Genomic DNA, 19,592 nt, shown 5'->3' with positions numbered 1-19,592 from the left:
CGACGCCGCGGTCGGTGTCGGGTGCAGTGGCACCCGGTGTCGCGTCGGGGAGGTGGCCTCAGACCCGACGCAGGACCGCGGTGACCTTGCCGAGGATCACGGCGTGGTCGCCGTCGATCGGCTCGTAGGAAGGGTTGTGGGGGATGAGCCAGGTCTTGCCGTCCCGGTGGCGGTAGGTCTTGACGGTGGCCTCGTTGTCGAGCATCGCGGCGACGATCTCCCCGTTGACCGCCGTGGGCTGGCGGCGCACGACGACCCAGTCGCCGTCGCAGATCGCGGCGTCGATCATGGAGTCGCCCACGACCTTGAGCAGGAACAGCTCCCCGTCGCCCACGATCTGCCGCGGGAGCGGGAAGACGTCCTCGACGGCCTCCTCGGCGAGGATCGGGCCGCCCGCCGCGATGCGGCCGACCATGGGGACGTAGGACGGCTGGGGGCGGGCGTCACCGATGCCGGTCTCGTCGTGGACCTCGGTGGGTGTCGGGCCGGCCTCGGCGTCGCGGCGCCGGTATCCCGAGCCCTCGCTGCCCGGGTGCACGACCTCGATCGCCCGCGGGCGGTGCGGGTCGCGGCGCAGGTAGCCCTTGCGCTCGAGCGTCTTGAGCTGGTGGGCCACCGAGCTGGGTGAGGTGAGGCCGACGGCGTCACCGATCTCCCGCAGGCTCGGCGGGTAACCCCGGTGGTCGACCGAGTCGCGGATGACGTCGAGGACCCGGCGCTGACGGTTGGTCAGCGCGGCGCCACCGTCGCGATCCGGCATCTCGTGGATTGTGGCCATGATCTCCATCCCCTCGTGCGGGCCCCACCCTCGTCGCGCCGCGGCTGCTGTGGTGCTGTGCCCCGGCGTCTCGGCATCATGCCTGGTCAGAGGGTATGTCAGTGGTGGGTGCTTGAGTTGCTGACATGAGCACAGGCTACGCCCGGCGCCAGGCCAAGGCAAACACCTGTTCGGGTGGCGTGTCGACAGCGTCGGACGCATGTGCTATCAATGAAACAGACGTGCGATCGGACACGCGTCCGACCCGCACCGCCACGAGGAAGGTGAACAGCATGAGCACCGCCATCGCGCACGACATCCTGAGCCCGCTGCCGGTCCCGCGTCCGCGTGGGGCAGCCCGAGGTCACTTGCGGCTGGTGCCGACGCCGTCGGCCCGCGGCCGCTCCGGCGACGGGTCGCAGTTCCGGAGTGCACGGGCACGGCGTGTGGAGCCGGCTCGACACCTGCGGCTGACGCGGCGGGGCCGGCTGGCGCTGACCACGACGACGAGCCTCGTGGTCGCGCTCGTGGCATGGTCCATGCTCGGGCTGCTCGGACCGGCCGGCGCCAGCTCCTCGATCGTGGTGGAGGAGGGCAGCACGCTGTCCGAGATCGCGGCGCAGGAGTTGCCGGAGGTGCCGCTGAGCCAGGCGATCACCAGCATCCAGCGGGCCAACAGCCTGAGCACCACGTCGGTGGCGGCGGGTCAGGAGCTCGTCATCCCCGGGCGCTGACCGGAGGGGAGACCGGCGCGAGCTGTGGTGAGCCTGCGGCTCAGTCGGTCTGCGGGCCGGCCTCGTGCACGGCGTCCCAGACGATGCCGAGCTGGTCGGTCGGCATGAAGTAGCCCGACAGGTGCGGGTCGAACATCAGGCCCGCGATGCCGGCGTCCTGGTAGGCCCGCGCGGTGTCCACGAGCTCCTGCGGAGGCAGGGCGATCGCCCGGAGGTCCTCTTCCGGCGCGACCATCTCGTTCTGCACGGCGAAGTGCCGGGCGCGCTCGGCACTGGTGAAGGTCAGCAGCATCATCTGGCCATCGATCTGCGCGGCGGCGGGGGACTCGGACCCGGCGTCGCCGACGGCCACGAACCACCAGTGCGGCAGGTCCATGGTGGCGCGCCAGAGGCGGGTCATGCCCCCGTGGTCCTCCGGCCCGGTGACCCGGGCGGCGAGCACGTCGGTCTCCGTCTCCTCGGGCTCGGACAGCTGGCCGAGGCGGGTGGTGCCTGGGGTCGATCCGCCATTGGTCGCCTGCGGGTCGTCCTGCCGAGGTGCCGGATCGGCACCGCCACGGTCCGCGCGGTTCTCCACCGGTCGCTCACCCTCGTAGAGGGACTCCGGCCGACGCTCGTCGTCCTGGAAGGGGAGGTCGGTGGGCTCACTCATGTCCAGTAGTCGACCACACCCCGGGCTGCAGGGCCAATCCCGCGACGGCGCCGACGGCCCGGGACTGCATGATGGACCGGTGACGGACAGCATCTCGGGACCCAAGGTGGCCATCGTCGGAGCGGGCTCGGTCGGTTCGACCCTCGCCTACGCGCTCCTCCTGAGGGGGGTCGCCCGGCACGTCGTCCTGCACGACATCGACGCTGAGAAGGTCCGGGCGGAGACGCTCGACCTGCGACAGGGCCTGCAGTTCATGCCGGCGGCGCACGTCGACGGGTCAGAGGACGTCTCGGTGTGCGCCGGCGCCGACGTCGTGGCCGTGACCGCCGGCGCCAAGCAGCAGCCCGGCCAGAGCCGGCTCGACCTGGCCGCCTCCACGACCCGGCTCATGGTCGATCTCATGCCGCGCCTGGTGGAGGCGGCACCGGATGCGACCTTCGTCATGGTGACCAACCCCGTGGACGTCATCACCTACGTCGCGCAGAAGGTCACCGACCTGCCCCCGGCCCGGCTGTTCGGCTCCGGCACCGTCCTCGACTCCGCCCGGCTGCGCGGGCTGGTGGCTCAGGCCTGCGACGTGGCGGTGCAGAGCGTGCATGCCTACATCGTCGGCGAGCACGGGGACTCCGAGGTCCCGCTATGGAGCAGCGCGACGGTCGGCGCCGTGCCGATCACCGAGCTCACCACCGCCGAGCAGCGGGAGCAGATGGCCCACGACGTGGTGCACGCCGCGTACGAGATCATCGCCGGCAAGGGGGCGACCAACTACGCCATCGGCGCCTCGGCCAGCCAGATCATCGGGTCCGTGCTGCGGGACGAGCGGCAGGTGCTGCCGGTCTCCACCCTGCTCTCCGGGACGCTGGGGCTGAAGGACGTCTGCCTGTCGATCCCGACCGTCGTGGGCGCCGGGGGCGCCGAGCGCCCGCTGGCGCCCACCCTCTCCGGGGAGGAGCAGGCCGGGCTGGAGGCCGGAGCCGAGTCACTCCGTCGTGCGGCCCGGAGCCTCGGGTTCTGAGCCCACGCGGACGCGGGGGACCGGCCCGGTGGAGTCCCACTCCTCCTCCGGCCAGCTGTGCGGGACCACGCCGGTCGGCCGGCCCGGCATACCCTTGCTGCGGTCGGTCGGGATGCTGGCGGTGGACACCGCCTCCGAGATGGGGGCGCCGTCACGTCGCAACCCGTGGCCGTCCAGGGGGACGGTGACCTCCTCGTCGGCCACCTGCACCTGCTCGCCGCGGACCTCGAGGGTGACGGGGTCGCCCACCTCGACGATGAGCCTGACCTGCTCCTGCTCGACGGTGACGCGCAGGCGGGAGCCGTGCCACCGCATACGCCACGTGAGCCCGGGCCACGAGGCCGGGAGCCGCGGGTCGAGCGACAGGACGCCACCGTGGTCGCGCATGCCCCCGAAGCCGGCGGCCAGCGCGCTCCACACGCCGCCCGTCGAGGCGACGTGGACCCCGTCGCTCGCGTTGCCGTGGCGGTCGTCCAGGTCGACGAAGAGGGCGGCGTAGAAGTAGCGCAGCGCGAGGTCGTGGTAGCCCACCTCGGCCGCGACGATCGACTGCACGACCGCGGAGAGGGTGGAGTCGCCCGTGGTGATGGGGTCGTAGTAGGCGAAGTCGGTGAGCTTCTCCTCCGCGGTGAACGCGTCGCCGGCGAGGTAGAGGGCGAGGACGACGTCCGCCTGCTTGAGCACCTGGTAGCGGTAGATGACCAGCGGGTGGTAGTTGAGGAGCAGCGGCCGCTTGTCCGCGGGGGTCGCGTCGAGGTCCCAGACCTCGCGCTCGAGGAAGTGGCTGTCCTGCGGGTGGACGCCGGTCTCCTCGTCGAACGGGATGTGCATGCCGTCGGCCGCCCGTTGCCACGCCTCGACCTCGTGGTCGCCCAGGTCGAGGCGCGCCACGGCGCGGGCGAACTGGCACGGGTCGGCGACCTGGAGCCGGCGCACCGCCTCCACCGCGGCACGCAGGTTGAGTTGGGCCATGACGTTGGTGAAGAGGTTGTCGTTGACGATCGTGGTGTACTCGTCCGGGCCGGTCACGGCGTGGATGTGGAACTGCCGGTTGCCGTTGGCCTGCCAGAAGCCCAGGTCGGCCCAGAGGCGGGCCGTCTCGACGAGCATGTCGACGCCCTGGTCGAGCAGGAACTGGTCGTCGCCCGTGGCCCGGGAGTACTTCATCAGGGCGTAGGCCACGTCCGCGTTGATGTGGTACTGCGCCGTGCCCGCGGCGAAGTAGGCCGAGGCCTCCTCGCCGTTGATGGTGCGCCAGGGGAACAGGGCGCCGTACTGCGCCATCTCGGCGGCCCTGCGGCGCGCCGCCTCGAGCATCCCGTGCCGGAACCGCAGCGCGTTGCGGGCGGCCTGCGGGTGGGTGTAGACGAGGAAGGGCAGGACGTAGCACTCGGTGTCCCAGAAGTAGTGGCCGCCGTAGCCGGAGCCGGTGAGCCCCTTGGCCGCGATGCCGTGCGAGCCGGCCCGGAGCGAGGCCTGCCCGAGCTGGTAGAGGTTCCACCGGACGGCCTGCTGCAGCTCGGGCTGCTCCGGCAGCTCGACGTCCGACTCCTCCCAGAAACGTGCCCAGACCCCGGCCTGCTCCTGCTGCAGCGCCGGCACCCCACGCTGGGTGGCGCGGTCCAGCGTGCGCGAGCACCGGTCGGCGAGCTCGCGGGGCGGGACGCCGCGGGAGGTATGCACCGCGACGAGCTTCTCCAGCCGCACCGGGCGGCCCTCGGCAGCCTCGACCCGGATGACGTGCTTGGCCAGGTCGCCGGTGACCGAGGTCTGCTCGGTCCAGGTGTTGTCGGTCTCGACAAAGTGGTGCGCCATCGTCGCCAGCGTCATGCCGGAGTTGTGGCAGCGGTAGCCCAGCAGCAGCCGGGACCCGCTGGTGTCGGCGAGCACCGGGTCGAGCACCCGGTGCTCGAAGGACTCGGCCGTGCGCGGGTCGACGCCCTCGCCCATGGCGGCGCTGGTGACGTGGTACTCGTCCGAGCCGTCCTGGCGGTTGAGGATCTGGCTGGAGATGTCGAGGGCGGCGTGACCGTCGAGCATCTCGACCTCGAAGGTCATGACGGCCAGGTGCCGCTCGACCACGCTGGCCATCCGGGAGGAGGTGATCTTGACCCGTTTGCCGGCGCTGGTGCGCCACACGACCGAGCGGCGCAGCAGCCCGGCCCGGAAGTCGAGGGTCCGCTCGTAGTGCTCCAGGTCCGCGGTCGAGAGCAGTAGCGGCTCGTCGTCGACGTAGAGCTTGATGGTCTTCGGGTCCGGGACGTTGACGATGGTCTGCCCGACGCGTGCCAGCCCGAAGGCCTCCTCGGCGTGCCGGATCGGCCAGGTCTCGTGGAAGCCGTTGACGAAGGTGCCGTGGGCGTAGGTGTCGCGACCCTCCTCGACGTTGCCGCGGAGCCCGAGGTAGCCGTTGGAGACGGCGAAGAGCGTCTCGGTCACGCCGAGGTCCGAGCCCTCGTAGGCGGTCTCGGCCAGCTCCCACGGTCGGGCGGGGAAGCGGGTCCGGTCGAGCGGGTCGACCGGGGCCGGGGGGCGGTGGTGGGACATGGCAGCCATCGGCAGGGGGTCCTCTCGGCGGGGGAGCGAGCGGTCAGATCAGGTCGGCGAGGTCGGGCACGACCTCGTCGGCGCCGGCCTCCAGCAGCGTGGCGTGGCCGGCGCCGCGATCAACCCCCACGACGCGGTGGAACCCGCCGGCCGCGCCCGCCCGCACGCCGGAGACGGCGTCCTCGACCACGACGCACCCGGCCGGCTCGTGACCGAGCTGGCGCGCGGCATACCAGAACGTGTCAGGCGCGGGCTTGCCCGGCAGCTGCTCGCGCGCGGCCACCGACCCGTCGACGACGACCGGGAAGCGGTCGGCGATGCCCGCGGTGGCGAGGACGGACGGGGCGTTCTTGGAGGAGGAGACGACGGCCATCGCGATCTCCCGGCGAGCCAGCTCGTCGAGGAGCTGCAGCGAGCCGGGGTAGGGAGCGATCCCCTCCTCGGCCAGCACCTCGTTGAAGATCTCGTTCTTGCGGTTGCCGAGCCCGCACACAGTCATGAGCTCCGGCGGGTCGCTCGGCTCACCCTGGGGCAGGTCGATGCCCCGGGCGTCGAGGAAGTCCTGGACCCCCTCGTAGCGCGGCTTGCCGTCGATGTAGGCGAAGTAGTCCTGGTCGGTGTAGGGCTCCTGCGGGACGGGCTGGCGCTCCAGGAGCCGGGTGAACATCACCTCCCACGCGCGCATGTGCACGTCGGCCGTCGGCGTCAGCACGCCGTCCAGGTCGAAGAGGACTGCGGTCACGGGGTCCCAGTTCACGGCAGACACCCTAGTGCGGTGGTGTGTCACAGGTGAGGATTACGGTCGAGGTATGCCGGAGACGACGGAGCAGACGATGACGCTGGAGCAGGCCGCGGGGGCGGCGCTGCGGCGGCTGGTGGGGCGGGAGGACGCGGACTTCCGGGACGGGCAGCTGGAGGCCGTGCGCGCGCTGGTGCAGGAACGGGCGCGGGTGCTGGTGGTGCAGCGGACCGGGTGGGGCAAGTCGGCGGTCTACTTCGTCGCCACCGCGCTGCGGCGGCAGCAGGGCGCCGGGCCGACGGTCATCGTGTCGCCGCTGCTGGCGCTCATGCGCGACCAGATCGCGGCCGCCGCGCGGGCAGGGGTGCGGGCTGTGACGATGAACTCGGCCAACGCCACCGAGTGGGACGACGTGCGGGCCGCGCTCGCCGCGGACGAGGTCGACGTGCTGCTCGTGAGCCCGGAGCGGCTCAACAACCCGCGTTTCCGGGACGAGCAGCTGCCCGACCTGGCGGCGCGGTGCGGGCTGCTGGTCGTGGACGAGGCGCACTGCATCAGCGACTGGGGGCACGACTTCCGCCCGGACTACCGGCGGATCCGGACCCTGCTCGACGCGCTGCCGGAGGGGACGCCGGTGCTGGCGACGACGGCGACGGCCAACGAGCGGGTGGTCGAGGACGTCGTCGAGCAGCTGGGGGCCGGAGGAGCCACGGTGCAGACGATTCGGGGACCGCTCGCCCGGGCCTCGCTGCGGCTCGGCGTGCTGCCCCGGCTGACCCCGGATCAGCGGCTCGGCTGGCTGCTCGCGCACCTCGGCACGCTGCCGGGCAGCGGGATCATCTACTGCCTGACGGTGTCGGCCGCCGAGGACGTCGCGGAGGCGCTGCGCGCTGCGGGGCAGGAGGTCGCGGCCTACACCGGGCGGACCGACACCGAGGACCGTGAGCGGCTGGAGGCGGCCTGCGGGACAACCAGGTGAAGGCGCTGGTGGCGACGAGCGCGCTCGGGATGGGCTTCGACAAGCCCGACCTGGCTTCGTCGTGCACCTGGGGGCGCCGAGCTCGCCGGTGGCCTACTACCAGCAGGTGGGGCGCGCCGGTCGCGCGACGGAGCGGGCCGACGTGCTGCTGCTGCCGGGGTCGGAGGACCGCGACATCTGGAACTACTTCGCCACGGTCTCCATGCCGCGGCAGGACCAGGCGGACGCGGTGCTGACCGCGCTCGCGGACAGCGACCGGCCGCTGTCCACGCCAGCGCTCGAGACGATCGTCGACGTGCGGCGCACCCGGCTGGAGCTGCTGCTCAAGGTGCTCGACGTCGACGGCGCGGTCGAGAAGGTGCGCGGCGGGTGGACCGCGACGGGCCGGCCGTGGGTCTACGACAAGGAGCGCTACACGCGGGTCGCCGACGCGCGGGTGCGGGAGGCCGAGCTCATGGTGGCCTACCAGCAGACCGAGGGCTGCCGGATGGCCTTCCTGCAGGAGTGCCTGGACGACGCGACGGCGGAGCCGTGCGGGCGGTGCGACCGCTGCGCGGGGGCGTGGTTCCCCAGCGAGATCCCGCAGGAGGCGGTCGGGTCGGCGCGCGAGCGGCTGGGCGCGGTCGGCGTGCCGGTCGAGCCGCGGGCGCAGTGGCCGACCGGTATGCCCCGTCTCGGCGTCGAGGTGAAGGGCAAGATCCCGCCGGAGGAGCAGGCTGCGGAGGGCCGGGCTCTCGCCCGGCTGTCCGACCTGGGCTGGGGGCAGCGGCTCCGTGAGGTCCTGGAGTCCGGCGACCCGGTGCCCGAGCAGGTCACCCGGGCGGTGGTACAGGTGCTCGCCGGGTGGGGCTGGTCGGAGCGCCCGGTGGGGGTGGTCGCGATGCCCTCGCGGCGGCGGCCCGCGGTGGTCGGCTCGCTCGCGGAGCAGATCAGCCAGATCGGACGGTTGCCGCTGCTGGGGACCTCGAGCTGGCGCACGGCGGGCCCGTGGGGGAGGCGGGTGGCAACAGCGCCTTCCGGCTGGCCAACGTCTGGGACCGTGTGGTCGTGGGAGCGGAGCTGGCCGAGACGGTGCGGCAGGCGCGAGGGCCGGTGCTGCTCGTCGACGACATTGTCGACTCCCGGTGGACGATGACGGTCGCGGCACGGGCGCTGCGGCAGGCGGGCGCCGAGGCGGTCCTGCCGCTCGCGCTGGCGATCGAGGGCTAATAGAGGAAGAACGGGAAGACGCTGCGGTCGTGCGCGTGGACGATGGCGAGGAAGACCACCGCGTCGAAGAGCAGGTGGATCAGCACCACGTAGGTGAGCGACTTGGTGCGGGTGAAGATGTAGCCCTGCAGCAGCGCGAACGGGATGGTGAGGAGCGGTCCCCAGGAGCGGTAGCCGAGCTCCCACAGGAACGAGACGAAGATCGTGGCCTGCAGGACGTTGGCGGTCCACAGCGGGAAGTGCCGCCGGAGCAGGGCGAAGCAGATGCAGATGAAGAACAGCTCGTCCCACAGGCCCACGGCGTTGACGCCGACGAAGAACCGACCGAACTCGCTGGCGGTCTGGATGGGCGGCCAGTTCTGGTAGCTGCCGGAGTGGATGAAGTAGGCCGGCAGGATGAGGTAGCCGAGCACGGGGACGGCCACGACGTAGCCCCACTGCAGCCGGGTCCAGCGGCGACCGGTGATCCACGGGAAGGTGATGGCGCTGCGGCGGTAGACGAAGCGGTCGACGAGTACGGGGGCGAGGACCGCCGCGGTGAGGACAGCGCCGAGCAGGAAGAACATGTCCCAGCTGATGTCGGCCTCGACCGACGTGGTGGACACGATGCCGATGCCTAGCGCGATGAGGAGCAGGTCGCGGAAGAGCTCGCGGTGCAGAAGGAAGGCGGCGACCAGGCTGGCGACGAGGAGGGCATACCCGGGTAGCGGCAGGTGCACGCCGAAGAGGAGGAAGGCCGACACCGAGACCCCCGCGGCGGGCAGCAGCGTGCGCAGGGTCGTCGTGGGCTCGGCTGCGGGGAGGGTGTCGGCGGAGGGCACGGCACCATTGTGCGGGGTGGCTCAGCCCCACTCCTCCTCGCGGCCGACCGCCACCGCCAGGTCGACCTCGTTGCCCTCCGGGTCGGCGAGCGTCCACCAGAACGGCGCGGCGTCGCGGACCACGGTGCCGCCGGCGGCGACCGCCGCCTCGACCCGCGCCGCCGCCACGTCGTGCGGCAGGAAGACGTCGATGTGGTGCCGGTTGCGCTGCGCTCGCCGCTGCTCGTCCAGCTCGTCGATCGGCTGGAAGAACAGGACGGGGCCCAGACCCCGCGGGTCGACGATGTCGGTGACGTCGGGCCTGGGGTCAGGGTCGTAGCCGAGGGCCGCCTGCCAGAAGGCTCGGACGCCCGGTATGTCCGCTGCGTCCAGGCCGACCTGGACGAACCGGGCGAGGTCGGGGTCAGCGGTGAGCCCGAGGGAGCGGGCCAGGCGCTGCACCTGGGCGGCGAGGGCGGGATAGCCGTCGTCCATCTCCCAGCGGTCCTTGGCGGTGTGCACCGTCACCACTGCGCGGCCATCAGCGACCTCGCCCCGGTCGTCCTGGCCGTGCTGGGTGTCAGCCTGTCGGGCGGGCAGCGGGCGGACGTCGATGCCCAGCGGGAGCCCTGCTGCATCGGCGAGCTCGGCCACCCCGGTCGCGAGATCCAGCAGCTGGCCGTGGGACGTGACCGGGTAGGCCGCGACGGCGGCGAAGAGGAGCCGCCAGTCCTCGGTGCCGGTCTCCGACCAGAGGTCCGCGCCCTCGGGGAGCGGGAGGACATCCACCTCGTTGCCCTCCGGGTCGGAGACGGTGGCGTAGTAGCCGTGACGCTCCACCCGGGCACCTTCCGCCTCCAGCCGGTCCACGGTGGCGACGGCGACGGCCCGCGCGGCGACCGAGTCGAGGTGGAAGCGGCTGCGCAGCGGACGCGGCGAATCCATGTCCTGGAACCAGATGGGAAGGTGGCGCCGAGCCGGGTCGACCACGTCCTCGTCACCCTGACGGACGTGGCCCAGCGCCGTCTCCCAGAACGTGATCGCCGCCACCGGGTTCTGGGTGTCCAGCGCGAGCCGGACCTCCTGCACGGACTCCGGCTGGGCCGTGAGGCCGAGATCGCGCGCCGCTGCGGAGATGGTCCGCGCCGCCTCGACGGTGTCCGGTGTGAACCCCTCACCGGTGGCGGCCAGACGCACCCGGAGGCCGGTCGAGCGCAGGTCGAGGTCGGGGAGGACGGTGCCGCGCTCGACGCAGGCGGCGACGACCGTACGCAGCAGCGCTGCGCCCTCGGCATGCGACCGGGCTGCGAACCAGGCGTGGGCGCCGCGGCCCAGCCCGCGCCAGTCCTCCGTCCCCGGCGCCGACTGGAACTGCCGGATGGTCAGTCGCTCTGCTTCAGGGGCCATGACAGGCATCCTGGCAGGGTGCCGGACGGCGCGACCCATCTCGCCGGCGCTGTCTCGCGCATCGAGGTCAGCCGCTGACCGCGACCCGCTCGGGCGGGCGCGCTGTCGTCCCCCAGGCCTCCGCCAGCATCCGATAGCTGCGCCGCCGCAGCTCTGGGTCGAAGGTGTAGGTGGTGACGATCAGCTCGTCGAGCTCGTGCGCGGCGGCGAACGTCTCGAGCTTCTCCACGACCGTCTCCGGGGTGCCGACCATCTTGACGGACTGGTGGGCGTTGGCCAGCGGCAGCAGCTCGGTCGGCACGACGGCGGCGAGGCTCTCGACCGGTGGGTCGAGCGGCGCCGGCTGGCCGGAGCGGATGCGGATCGCCATGAGCTGGGCAGTGGTGAAGAGGTGGTCGGCTTCCTCCTGGGTGGGCGCCACGAGCACGTTGACGCCGGCCATGGTGGTGGGGCGGTCGACCTGTGCGGTGGCCGCATCGGCGCGGAACCGGTCGCGGTAGAGGCTGAGCGCCTCCTGCAGCTGGTCCGGCGCGAAGTGCGAGGCGAAGGAGAAGGGCAGCCCGAGCGCCGCGGCGACCTGCGCACCACCGGTGGACGAGCCGAGCATCCACAGCGGCACCCCGGTGCCCTGGCCCGGCAGCGCGCGGACCCGACGACCGGACTGTGGCTCGCCGAGGTAGCCCTGCAGGTCCGCCACCTCGGAGGCGAAGTCGGGCAGGTGGCCGCTGGAGCGCGACAGGGCCGCGGCCGTCATAGGGTCTGTGCCCGGTGCCCGGCCGAGACCGAGGTCGAAGCGGTCGCCGTGGATGGTGGCCAGGGTGCCGTAATACTCCGCCACCATGAGGGGAGAGTGGTTGGGGAGCATCACGCCGCCGGAGCCCAGCCGGATGCGGTCGGTCGCGTGCGCCACGTGACCGAGGAGCAGCGCCGTCGCCGAAGACATGAAGGCCTCGGAGCCGTGATGCTCAGCCATCCAGAAGCGGTGGTAGCCGAGCTGGTCGACCTCCCGCGCGAGGGCCACGGACTCCTCGATGGCGGTGGCGGGCGTCATGCCCTGGGAGCGGGGGACCAGGTCGAGGACGGAGAGCGGGACGCGCGTGGATGTCATGTCTGGGCAACGCGTGTCCCCTGCCGCGTATGCCGGAAGAGGCCCTGACGTCTGTCTTCGGGCGACCGGCCGCCCCGGTCGTGGCCCAGCCGTGTGAGGCCGGGCAACTCGACGTGGCGACCGCACAAGTCGAGCATCGGCCCGCGGTTCCCTCCCGCGCCCCGCCCCCGCCTCCAGATCACGCTGGGCATGCCTCACCGGCCGGCCCCGATGGGCCGGCCGCGGGGCACGGTGGTCAGACGTGCCAGGTGACGGTGCACCCGCTCACGGTCGCGGTCAGGTCGTGCTGGTGCACGTGGGTGTGGTGCCGGCCGCAGAGCAAGGCCATGCGATCGACGTCGGTGCGCCCACCCCGGGCCCAGTGGTCCAGATGATGGCTGTCGCACCACTGGGGAAGCGCGGAGCACCCCGGGAACGAGCAGCCGCCGTCTCGCACGGCCAGGGCCGTCCACTGCGCGGGACTGGCGAAGCGTGCGGTCAGACCCAGGGCGAGAGGTGCCCCGTCGGCGGAGAGCCAGACCGGGGTCATGTCCGCGCTGCACGACAGCTCGGCGGCCTGCTTGGGCGGCACGTAGTCACCTTCCATGGTGCTCGCCGGCCCGGACGGGATACCCCGGTCGGGGTCGAAGGGGATCGTCAGCAGCACGGTGGCGCGGGCGGTCGACGGCGGCGCACCCGGGTTGCCGGTGCCGCGACGGATCACCGTCATCAGCGCGTCGTAGCGGCGCTGCCCGGGCAGCCGGGTGTCCGGCTCGACTGCTCCAGCGCCAGAGCTGGACGTCCCCGGGGCGTCCACGGACAGCCCCAGGGTGTCCTGGCCCCCGGCAGCTCCGCGCTGCTGACCCTCACCACCGGGCGCCGGCGCGGCCAGCGCCGAGGTGAGCACGCCGGAGATGACCGCTGCATCACCGTCCGGCGCGTCGATCGTGAAGCGGGTCAGCCCGGGGCCGACGCGGCGCCGGGCGACCGTCCGCAGCTCGATCGCCTTCCGCTCTCGCTCGCCGGGCTGGGCCTCCTGCAGCAGGTCTTCGACCAGCCGGTGGCAGACCTTGGCGAGGTCACGGTCCGACAGGTCCGGCCGAGCCGCCGCGGCGGAGGCGACCCGGGCATACGACTCGCGCTGGTCGGGGTCGAGCGAGGACTCCAGCCGCGTCATCGTCCGCGCGACCAGGGCGGCGCGGTGCACCGGCACGCTGCCGTCGGCGACGGCGTCCCCGATGACCGTGGTCACGGGCGACTGCGAGGCCCTCACGATCGCACTGATGTGCGCGGCGTCCTGCGTGCTGAGCCAGGGGCATCGCACCCGCAGCCAGTCCACCAGCGACATCGCCACGTCCTGGTGGAGCCCGCGCACCGCCGCTTCCCGCGCGAGCGTGAAGCCGACCGCCCCCAGCTGCGTCTGCAGCGCGCCCACCGCCTCGATCGCATCGGTGAGGTCGCCGTCGAGCACGGTGGCGGAGTGCTGCGCCAGCGCGCCCGCGAAGCTCAACCCGCGACTCGCGGTGTCCAGGCCCTCGGCCATGCGCTCGCGCACAGGTCGCGCCGCCTGCTCCTCCGCGCGCATCTCGTCCAGCGCTGCGTCGACCTCGGCCATGAAGGCGTTGTACTCAGCCGAGCTCATCGCGTTGATCTCGGCGAGTGAGTCGTAGGGGTCGAGCGGAGGTCGCACGCCCGTCCCGAGCGTGGGCGGCTCGTCTGCCTCCCACTCCTGCACCCCCGGGTTCAACGCCATACCTCACTCAAGCACCCGCCACCGACAGACCCGGTGACCTGCGACGATCCGGTGACAGACGTCACTGCCCGAGAGCTCCGGGGCTGGCAGAGTGGGCGCCATGAGTCGGACGGACAGGCCCACGGACGCGTGGTCGCGCTGGGGTTGGCTCTTCGGCGGGATCTGGCTGGTGTTCTTCGCCTTCCCGCTCGGGCACATCTGGACGACCTCGGGGGACCTCGGGTGGCGGCTGCTCGCGACGGGGGTCGTGGCCGCGTTCATGGTCACCTACGTCCTGACCGTGCGCCGCGCGGTGCGGCGCATCGGGATGGGTGAGTATGCCGCGGCCGCGCGCGGCGGGATGATCGGTCTCGGCGTGATGATCGCCGTCGCCGTCGCGCTCGGCTGGCTGATCGGCCCGAACGCCCTCACCGCGATGCCGTTCATCATCGGCGTCCCGGTGTTCTTCCTGCCGTGGCGCGGCGTGTGGACCGTGTCGCTGGGCCTCTTCGGCGTCGGGATGGTCACGAGCGCGCTGCTCTGGGGCTTCTGGCCGACGGTGATGTACTGGGGTATCTCGGCGCTCGTGCTCACCATCAGCGTGCTCAGCCGCTACCTGGAGGAGCACCAGGAGTCGGCGCAGGAGACCCAGCAGCAGCTCGCCCTCACCGAGGAGCGCGAGCGCGTGGCGCGCGACGTCCACGACGTGCTCGGGCACTCGCTCACGGTGGTCACGGTCAAGACCGAGCTGGCGCGGCGGCTCGTCGACGCCGACCCGGAGCGGGCGAAGCAGGAGATGGGGGAGGTGCAGGACCTCGCGCGGCAGGCGCTGGCGGAGATCCGCGCCACGGTCGGCGGTCTGCGGGTCGCACGGTTGGCTGACGAGGTCGAGGCGGCGGACGTGGCGTTGCGGGGCGCCGGGATCGGCCCCGAGCTGCCTGACGACGTGCTCCTCGTCGACCCGCGGCACCGCATCACGCTGGCGTGGGTGCTGCGGGAGGCGGTGACCAACGTGGTCCGGCACAGCGGGGCGACGAGGTGCGAGGTCGAGCTGGGCGAGCACTGGTTGCGGGTGACCGACGACGGCAGGGGAGTGCGGGACAGCCAGGAGGGGAACGGCATACGTGGTCTGCGTGAGCGCGTGGAGCAGGCCGGCGGCGCGCTGTCGCTGCGCCCGGGGCCGGGCGGATCCGGCACGACCGTGGAGGTGAAGCTGTGATCAGGGTGTTGCTCGCCGACGACCAGGCGCTGGTGCGGGGCGCGCTGGCGGCGCTGCTGGAGCTGGAGCGCGACATCGAGGTGGTGGCGCAGGTCGGGCGCGGTGACGCGGTTCTCGACGCGGTGAGGAAGGCGCGGCCGCAGGTATGCCTGCTCGACATCGAGATGCCCGGTCTGGACGGGATCGAGGTGCTCGAGCAGCTGCGTCAGGCAGGGGTGGGTGCGCGGTGCCTCATGGTGACGACCTTCGGCCGGCCGGGCTATCTGCGCCGCGCGATGGACGCGGGAGCGAGCGGCTTCGTGGTCAAGGACACCCCCGCCCCCGAGCTGGCCGAGGCGGTGCGCCGGGTCGACGCCGGGCTGCGGGTCGTCGACCCGGCGCTCGCGACGGAGTCGCTCATCGGTGGGCCGAACCCCTTGACCGACCGGGAGCGCGAGGTGCTGCGCCAGGCGCTGGACGGCTCGCCGGTGCAGTCGATCGCCGGCCAGCTCTTCCTCTCGCCCGGGACGGTGCGCAACTACCTGTCCTCCGCGATCGGCAAGACCGGCACCGCCACCCGCGTGGAGGCGGCACGGTATGCGAGGAGCGCGGCTGGCTCTAGCGGCCGCTCACCTCATGGCCTCCCGCCGGGCCAGGAGCAGCGCCCCGATCCGCTCGGCCCGGACCCCGTGCTGCGCCGGCACGACCTGCAGCGCGCTGGCGATGGCCGGCTGGGCGTCGCGGTCGATCGCCTCCCGCACCCCCTTGCCGAAGGCCTCGGCGTGCACCGCCCCCAGCCCGCCCCCGGTGACGACGAGGGCGGGGTTGAGCGCGTTGCAGATCGGCGCGAGCGTGGACCCGACGGCCCGCCCGGCGTCGGTGACGACCCGCGACACCACGGGGTCGCCGACCCCCTCGGCGGTGAGCGAGGCCTCGGTGTAGGGGTGGGGCAGCTCGGCCAGCACGCGCTCCAGGCCGGCCACGGTCTCGAGGCACCCGAGGTTGCCGCACCGGCAGCGGATCGCACCGTCGCCGACCCGGGTATGCCCGAACTCACCGGCCAGCCCGCCGCTGCCGCGGTAGATCTGCCCGCCGAGCACCAGCGCGCACCCGACCCCGTGCGAGGCCTTGACGAAGATGACGTCGTCGACCCCCATGGCCGCCCCGCTGCGCAGCTCACCGACCGCGCCCAGGACGGTGTCGGTGGTGACGGGCACGGGCATACCGAGGACGCGGGCGAGCCGGCGTCCGGGGTCGCGCATCTGGCCCTGGCCCAGCATCGAGGGGACCGAGAGCACCCCCGCGTGGCTCATCGGGCCGGGCAGCCCGGCGACCGCGGCCGCCACGTCGGACAGGCCCGCGCCCTTCCGCGCCAGGACCTCCAGCGCCAGCTCGCGGGTGAGGTCGATGGTGGCGTCCGGCTCCCGGTCGAGGTCGGCGTCGACGGTGACCTCCTGCAGCACCGCGGCGGAGGCGTCGCCGAGCGCCACGGTGACGTGGTTGTGCCCGAGGTCCAGCCCCAGCAGCAGCCCCTGCGGATCGGCGCGGCGCACCAGCTGCGCCGGACGCCCCCGGCCACCCGGCTGCTGCGTGGCCTCGGTCAGGTCGCCGCTCTCGAGCAGGCGGGTGACGAGGTCGGCGACGGTGCTGCGCGAGAGCCCGGTATGCCGCGCGATCTCCTGGCGGGTCACCTCGTCCCGGTCGCTGACCACCCGGAGCACGGCCGCGGCGTTGCCGCGGTGACGCGGACCGCGACCTCCCGAGACCACCCTCCTTTGATCCATGATCCGGAAGATAACACAGTGATAACTATCGTTGACAAGACTTAACCCTCGTGATTAGCCTCTCGATCACCCGTGACTGGTGCGATCTCCGGTCCGTGACGACGACGCGCGAAGGGACGAGCGATGAGTCAGAACAAGAAGGTGGGTCGTCTCTCGGCCCTGGCAGTGGTGCTCTCCGGGGCGTTGGTCCTGTCGGCCTGCGGTGGGGGAGACTCCGGTGGCTCCGGCGGCTCGGACGAGGGTGGCTCGGCCGAGGGCGGCGACGCCAGCGAGGTCCAGGTCATGACCTGGTGGGCGCAGGGCTCGGAGAAGGCCGGCCTGGACGCGCTGGTCGAGGTCTTCGGCGAGCAGCACCCGGACACCGAGTTCATCAACGCCGCGCTCGCCGGTGGTGCGGGCTCGCAGGCCAAGCAGAAGCTGCAGGCCGACCTGCAGGCCGGCAACCCGCCGGACACCTTCCAGGCGCACACCGGTGCCGAGCTGCAGGACTACATCGACGCCGGCCAGATCGAGGACGTCTCCGGTCTCTACGACGAGTTCGGCCTCACCGACGTCTTCCCGGAGAGCCTCATCGAGCAGCTCACGGTCGACGACCAGATCTACTCCATCCCCTCCAACGTGCACCGCTCCAACATGGTCTGGGTGAACCCGGCCGTCCTGGAGGAGGCCGGCATCGACCCGGAGACGCCCCCGGCGGACCTGGACGCGTGGATGGCCGACATGGAGAAGGTCGAGGCCATCGGCAAGACCCCGGTCACCCTCGGCATGGACTGGACCCAGACCCAGCTCCTCGAGAACGTCCTGCTCTCCGAGCTCGGGCCCGAGGCATACAACGGGCTGTGGGACGGCAGCACCGACTGGGCCGGCGACGACGTCAACACTGCGCTGACGAAGTGGGCGCAGATCGTCGAGTGGTCCAACACCGACCGCGACGGGCTCGACTGGGAGCCGGCGCTGCAGCCGGTCATGGCCGGCGACGCCGCCTACAACGTCATGGGTGACTGGGCCGTCGCGGCCTACGACGCCCAGGACATGACCGCGCCCGAGGACTACACCTACTGGCCGGTGCCCGGGACCGACGGGGTCTTCAACTACCTCGCCGACTCCTTCACGATGCCCGTGGGCGCCGCCCACGCCGGCGGCACCAAGGCGTGGCTGGAGACGATCTCCTCGAGCGAGGGCCAGCTGGCCTTCAACACCGTCAAGGGCTCCATCCCCGCCCGCACCGACATCGACGCGGCCGAGTTCCCGGAGTACCAGCAGTCCGCGATGGAGGACTTCGAGAACGACACCATCGTCAGCTCGCTGGCCCACGGCGCCGCCGCACCGGTCGCGGTCTCGACCGCGGTCAACCAGGCGGTCGTGAAGTTCAGCCAGGGTGCGTCCGACGTCGACACGCTGCAGCAGGAGCTGGTCGCCGCCACGGAGTCGCTGTCGCAGTGACCCGGGTCAGGTCCTGGCTGCCGGGGCTGCTCCTCATCAGCCCGTCCCTGCTGCTGCTGGGTGTCTTCGTCTACGGCTTCATCGGGCTGAGCTTCCGCGAGTCGCTGACGGACAAGCACACGGCGGCGCAGGCGACGGGCCGGGACCCGGTCGGCTTCGTCGGGTTCAGCAACTACACCGAGCTGCTCGCGAGCCCCGCCTTCCAGCACTCGCTGCGCAACCTGGTGATCTTCACGGTCGTCTTCCTGCTCGGCACGCTGATCATCGGCTTCTGCTGGGCCTGGGTGCTGGAGCGGCCGATCAAGGGCGAGGGGATCTTCCGCTCGGTCTACCTCTTCCCGATGGCGGTGAGCTTCGTCGCCTCGGGCGTCGTCTGGAAGTGGCTGCTCAACTCCAACGTGGGCGAGCAGGCCTCCGGGCTCAACCGGCTCTTCCAGATGACCGGGCTCGGCTTCCTGCAGAACGAGTGGTGGACCAACCCGCGCTACGGCATCCTCGCGATCGCGCTGCCGGCGATCTGGCAGCTGTCCGGCTACGTCATGGCGCTCTTCCTGGCCGGCTTCCGCGGCATACCGGACGAGCTGCGGGAGGCGGCCCGGGTCGACGGGGCGAGCGAGATGCAGCTCTACCGGCACGTCGTCTTCCCGCAGCTGTCGCCGGTGGCGCTGTCCGCGCTCATCATCATCGGCCACATGTCGCTGAAGTCGTTCGACCTCATCATGTCGATCGCGAACCAGTCGGCGTACTCCACCAAGGTCCCGGCGATCGACATGTACAACTTCGCGACCGTCTACGACTACGCCAACTCGGCGGCGGTCGGGGTCATCCTGCTGGTCATCGTGGCGCTCGCCGTCGTGCCGTACCTCTGGTACGACGCGCGGGCCAGGAAGCGGGGCTGAGCCATGGCCACTGTCACCACCACCGCCCCGGAGACCCAGCAGGTCTCGGGGACGACGCCGAGCTCGGGCAAGCCGTCGCGGCGCACCGGGAGCCCGGGCTGGCGGATCTTCCGGTATGCCGTGCTCCTCGCCTCGTTGCTGCTCGTGCTCATCCCGGTCTACGTGCTCTTCGTCACGAGCTTCAAGGGCATCGGTGACGCGAGCCCGTCGCGCACGTGGTTCTTCCCGCAGACGTGGACGGGGCAGAACTGGGCGGATGCCTGGGAGGCGCTGTCGCCGGCGCTGATGCGGACGTTCGCGATGGTCATCCCGGCTGCGGTGCTGTCCTCGCTGCTGGGCTCGATGAACGGTTTCGTGCTCTCCCGCTGGCGCTTCCCGCACGCCAACCTCGTCTTCACGCTCATCCTGTTCGGGATGTTCATCCCCTACCAGGCGGTGATGATCCCGCTGGTGCAGCTGATGATCGACATCAACGTGCCCAACGGCATCCCGTCGCTGATCCTGCTGCACGTCGTTTACGGCATCCCGATCTGCACGCTGATCTTCCGCAACTACTACGAGACCGTTCCGATGGAGCTCATCGAGTCGGCCCGCGTGGACGGCGCGGGGA

15 protein-coding genes and 2 pseudogenes are annotated in these 19,592 nt (G+C 72.0%); 8 read left to right on the top strand and 9 right to left on the bottom strand.

The features are described from left to right. Window positions 1-58: 58 nt before the first annotated feature. Entirely contained in the window at window positions 59-778 is a 720-nt protein-coding gene (gene lexA / locus BJF80_RS14750) for a transcriptional repressor LexA (protein ID WP_028131240.1), read from the bottom strand. Between the two features lie 272 nt (window positions 779-1,050). Here lexA and BJF80_RS14745 point away from each other — a divergent pair, with 272 nt between their 5' ends. Continuing rightward, the gene (locus BJF80_RS14745) at window positions 1,051-1,491 is read left to right on the top strand and encodes a LysM peptidoglycan-binding domain-containing protein (RefSeq protein WP_075814784.1); all 441 of its coding nucleotides are present in this window, start codon (window positions 1,051-1,053) and stop codon (window positions 1,489-1,491) included. Between the two features lie 40 nt (window positions 1,492-1,531). On the opposite strand, the gene BJF80_RS14740 is transcribed toward BJF80_RS14745, so the two are convergent. After that, complete coding sequence (locus BJF80_RS14740) at window positions 1,532-2,143, bottom strand: hypothetical protein (protein ID WP_075814782.1); 612 nt, start codon at window positions 2,141-2,143, stop codon at window positions 1,532-1,534. A 79-nt stretch (window positions 2,144-2,222) separates the two neighbouring features. Here BJF80_RS14740 and BJF80_RS14735 point away from each other — a divergent pair, with 79 nt between their 5' ends. Then, window positions 2,223-3,158 carry an L-lactate dehydrogenase gene (locus tag BJF80_RS14735; protein ID WP_075814780.1) on the top strand — a complete coding sequence of 312 codons (936 nt, stop codon included), beginning with the start codon at window positions 2,223-2,225 and terminating at the stop codon, window positions 3,156-3,158. On the opposite strand, the gene BJF80_RS14730 is transcribed toward BJF80_RS14735, so the two are convergent. Beyond that, window positions 3,123-5,714: a glycoside hydrolase family 65 protein gene (locus BJF80_RS14730; RefSeq protein WP_075814778.1), complete on the bottom strand. Its 2,592-nt coding sequence runs from the start codon at window positions 5,712-5,714 to the stop codon at window positions 3,123-3,125. The genes BJF80_RS14735 and BJF80_RS14730 overlap by 36 nt on opposite strands. 34 nt (window positions 5,715-5,748) lie before the next feature. Next, complete coding sequence (locus BJF80_RS14725; RefSeq protein ID WP_022926195.1) at window positions 5,749-6,462, bottom strand: HAD family hydrolase; 714 nt, start codon at window positions 6,460-6,462, stop codon at window positions 5,749-5,751. 52 nt (window positions 6,463-6,514) lie between these two features. Between BJF80_RS14725 and BJF80_RS14720 the strand changes: the two are divergent. Next, window positions 6,515-8,632 (top strand): annotated as a pseudogene (locus BJF80_RS14720) (RecQ family ATP-dependent DNA helicase). Here BJF80_RS14720 and BJF80_RS14715 read toward each other — a convergent pair. The 4 genes from BJF80_RS14715 to BJF80_RS14700 all read right to left on the bottom strand — a co-directional run bounded on the left by BJF80_RS14715 (window position 8,629) and on the right by BJF80_RS14700 (window position 13,679). Next, window positions 8,629-9,453, bottom strand: a complete 825-nt coding sequence (locus BJF80_RS14715) for a CPBP family intramembrane glutamic endopeptidase (protein WP_237767647.1) — start codon at window positions 9,451-9,453, stop codon at window positions 8,629-8,631. The pseudogene BJF80_RS14720 and the gene BJF80_RS14715 sit on opposite strands and share 4 nt — an antisense overlap. A gap of 21 nt (window positions 9,454-9,474) precedes the next feature. Continuing rightward, on the bottom strand, window positions 9,475-10,839 hold the full coding sequence (locus BJF80_RS14710; RefSeq protein ID WP_075814776.1) for a VOC family protein: 1,365 nt from the start codon (window positions 10,837-10,839) through the stop codon (window positions 9,475-9,477). A gap of 67 nt (window positions 10,840-10,906) precedes the next feature. Then, complete coding sequence (locus BJF80_RS14705) at window positions 10,907-11,947, bottom strand: LLM class flavin-dependent oxidoreductase (RefSeq protein ID WP_075814774.1); 1,041 nt, start codon at window positions 11,945-11,947, stop codon at window positions 10,907-10,909. A 235-nt stretch (window positions 11,948-12,182) separates the two neighbouring features. Next, complete coding sequence (locus BJF80_RS14700) at window positions 12,183-13,679, bottom strand: HNH endonuclease signature motif containing protein (protein WP_075814772.1); 1,497 nt, start codon at window positions 13,677-13,679, stop codon at window positions 12,183-12,185. A gap of 100 nt (window positions 13,680-13,779) precedes the next feature. Here BJF80_RS14700 and BJF80_RS14695 point away from each other — a divergent pair, with 100 nt between their 5' ends. After that, entirely contained in the window at window positions 13,780-14,877 is a 1,098-nt protein-coding gene (locus BJF80_RS14695) for a sensor histidine kinase (protein WP_075815012.1), read from the top strand. Continuing rightward, a pseudogene (locus tag BJF80_RS14690) lies at window positions 14,874-15,478 on the top strand (response regulator). The gene BJF80_RS14695 and the pseudogene BJF80_RS14690 overlap by 4 nt, the downstream one beginning before the upstream one ends. A 7-nt stretch (window positions 15,479-15,485) precedes the next feature. On the opposite strand, the gene BJF80_RS14685 reads toward BJF80_RS14690, so the two are convergent. Further along, entirely contained in the window at window positions 15,486-16,640 is a 1,155-nt protein-coding gene (locus tag BJF80_RS14685; protein WP_075814770.1) for an ROK family transcriptional regulator, read from the bottom strand. A gap of 123 nt (window positions 16,641-16,763) precedes the next feature. Between BJF80_RS14685 and BJF80_RS14680 the strand changes: the two genes are divergently transcribed. The 3 genes from BJF80_RS14680 to BJF80_RS14670 form a co-directional block, all read left to right on the top strand. Next, on the top strand, window positions 16,764-18,083 hold the full coding sequence (locus BJF80_RS14680; protein WP_075814768.1) for an ABC transporter substrate-binding protein: 1,320 nt from the start codon (window positions 16,764-16,766) through the stop codon (window positions 18,081-18,083). Then, window positions 18,080-18,982 (top strand): carbohydrate ABC transporter permease, encoded by a 903-nt coding sequence (locus BJF80_RS14675; RefSeq protein WP_075814766.1) that lies wholly within the window; start codon window positions 18,080-18,082, stop codon window positions 18,980-18,982. The genes BJF80_RS14680 and BJF80_RS14675 overlap by 4 nt, the downstream gene beginning before the upstream one ends. Window positions 18,983-18,985: 3 nt before the next feature. Continuing rightward, a partial coding sequence (locus tag BJF80_RS14670) for a carbohydrate ABC transporter permease (RefSeq protein ID WP_083673714.1) occupies window positions 18,986-19,592 on the top strand: 607 nt, incomplete at its 3' end.

Source organism: Serinicoccus sp. CUA-874, from assembly GCF_001942225.1.
Taxonomy (GTDB): Bacteria; Actinomycetota; Actinomycetes; order Actinomycetales; family Dermatophilaceae; genus Ornithinicoccus; species Ornithinicoccus marinus.
Note: the sequence above shows the minus strand (reverse complement) of the source record. Positions and strands in the feature narration are given on the sequence as shown.

What these genes read in the sequence shown, in the direction of transcription:
- lexA (WP_028131240.1), bottom strand. Translation starts at nt 778, where the DNA reads ATGGCCACAATCCACGAGATGCCGGATCGCGACGGTGGCGCCGCGCTG.
- BJF80_RS14745 (WP_075814784.1), top strand. Translation starts at nt 1,051, where the DNA reads ATGAGCACCGCCATCGCGCACGACATCCTGAGCCCGCTGCCGGTCCCG.
- BJF80_RS14740 (WP_075814782.1), bottom strand. Translation starts at nt 2,143, where the DNA reads ATGAGTGAGCCCACCGACCTCCCCTTCCAGGACGACGAGCGTCGGCCG.
- BJF80_RS14730 (WP_075814778.1), bottom strand. Translation starts at nt 5,714, where the DNA reads ATGGCTGCCATGTCCCACCACCGCCCCCCGGCCCCGGTCGACCCGCTC.
- BJF80_RS14710 (WP_075814776.1), bottom strand. Translation starts at nt 10,839, where the DNA reads ATGGCCCCTGAAGCAGAGCGACTGACCATCCGGCAGTTCCAGTCGGCG.
- BJF80_RS14705 (WP_075814774.1), bottom strand. Translation starts at nt 11,947, where the DNA reads ATGACATCCACGCGCGTCCCGCTCTCCGTCCTCGACCTGGTCCCCCGC.
- BJF80_RS14700 (WP_075814772.1), bottom strand. Translation starts at nt 13,679, where the DNA reads ATGGCGTTGAACCCGGGGGTGCAGGAGTGGGAGGCAGACGAGCCGCCC.
- BJF80_RS14695 (WP_075815012.1), top strand. Translation starts at nt 13,780, where the DNA reads ATGAGTCGGACGGACAGGCCCACGGACGCGTGGTCGCGCTGGGGTTGG.
- BJF80_RS14685 (WP_075814770.1), bottom strand. Translation starts at nt 16,640, where the DNA reads ATGGATCAAAGGAGGGTGGTCTCGGGAGGTCGCGGTCCGCGTCACCGC.
- BJF80_RS14680 (WP_075814768.1), top strand. Translation starts at nt 16,764, where the DNA reads ATGAGTCAGAACAAGAAGGTGGGTCGTCTCTCGGCCCTGGCAGTGGTG.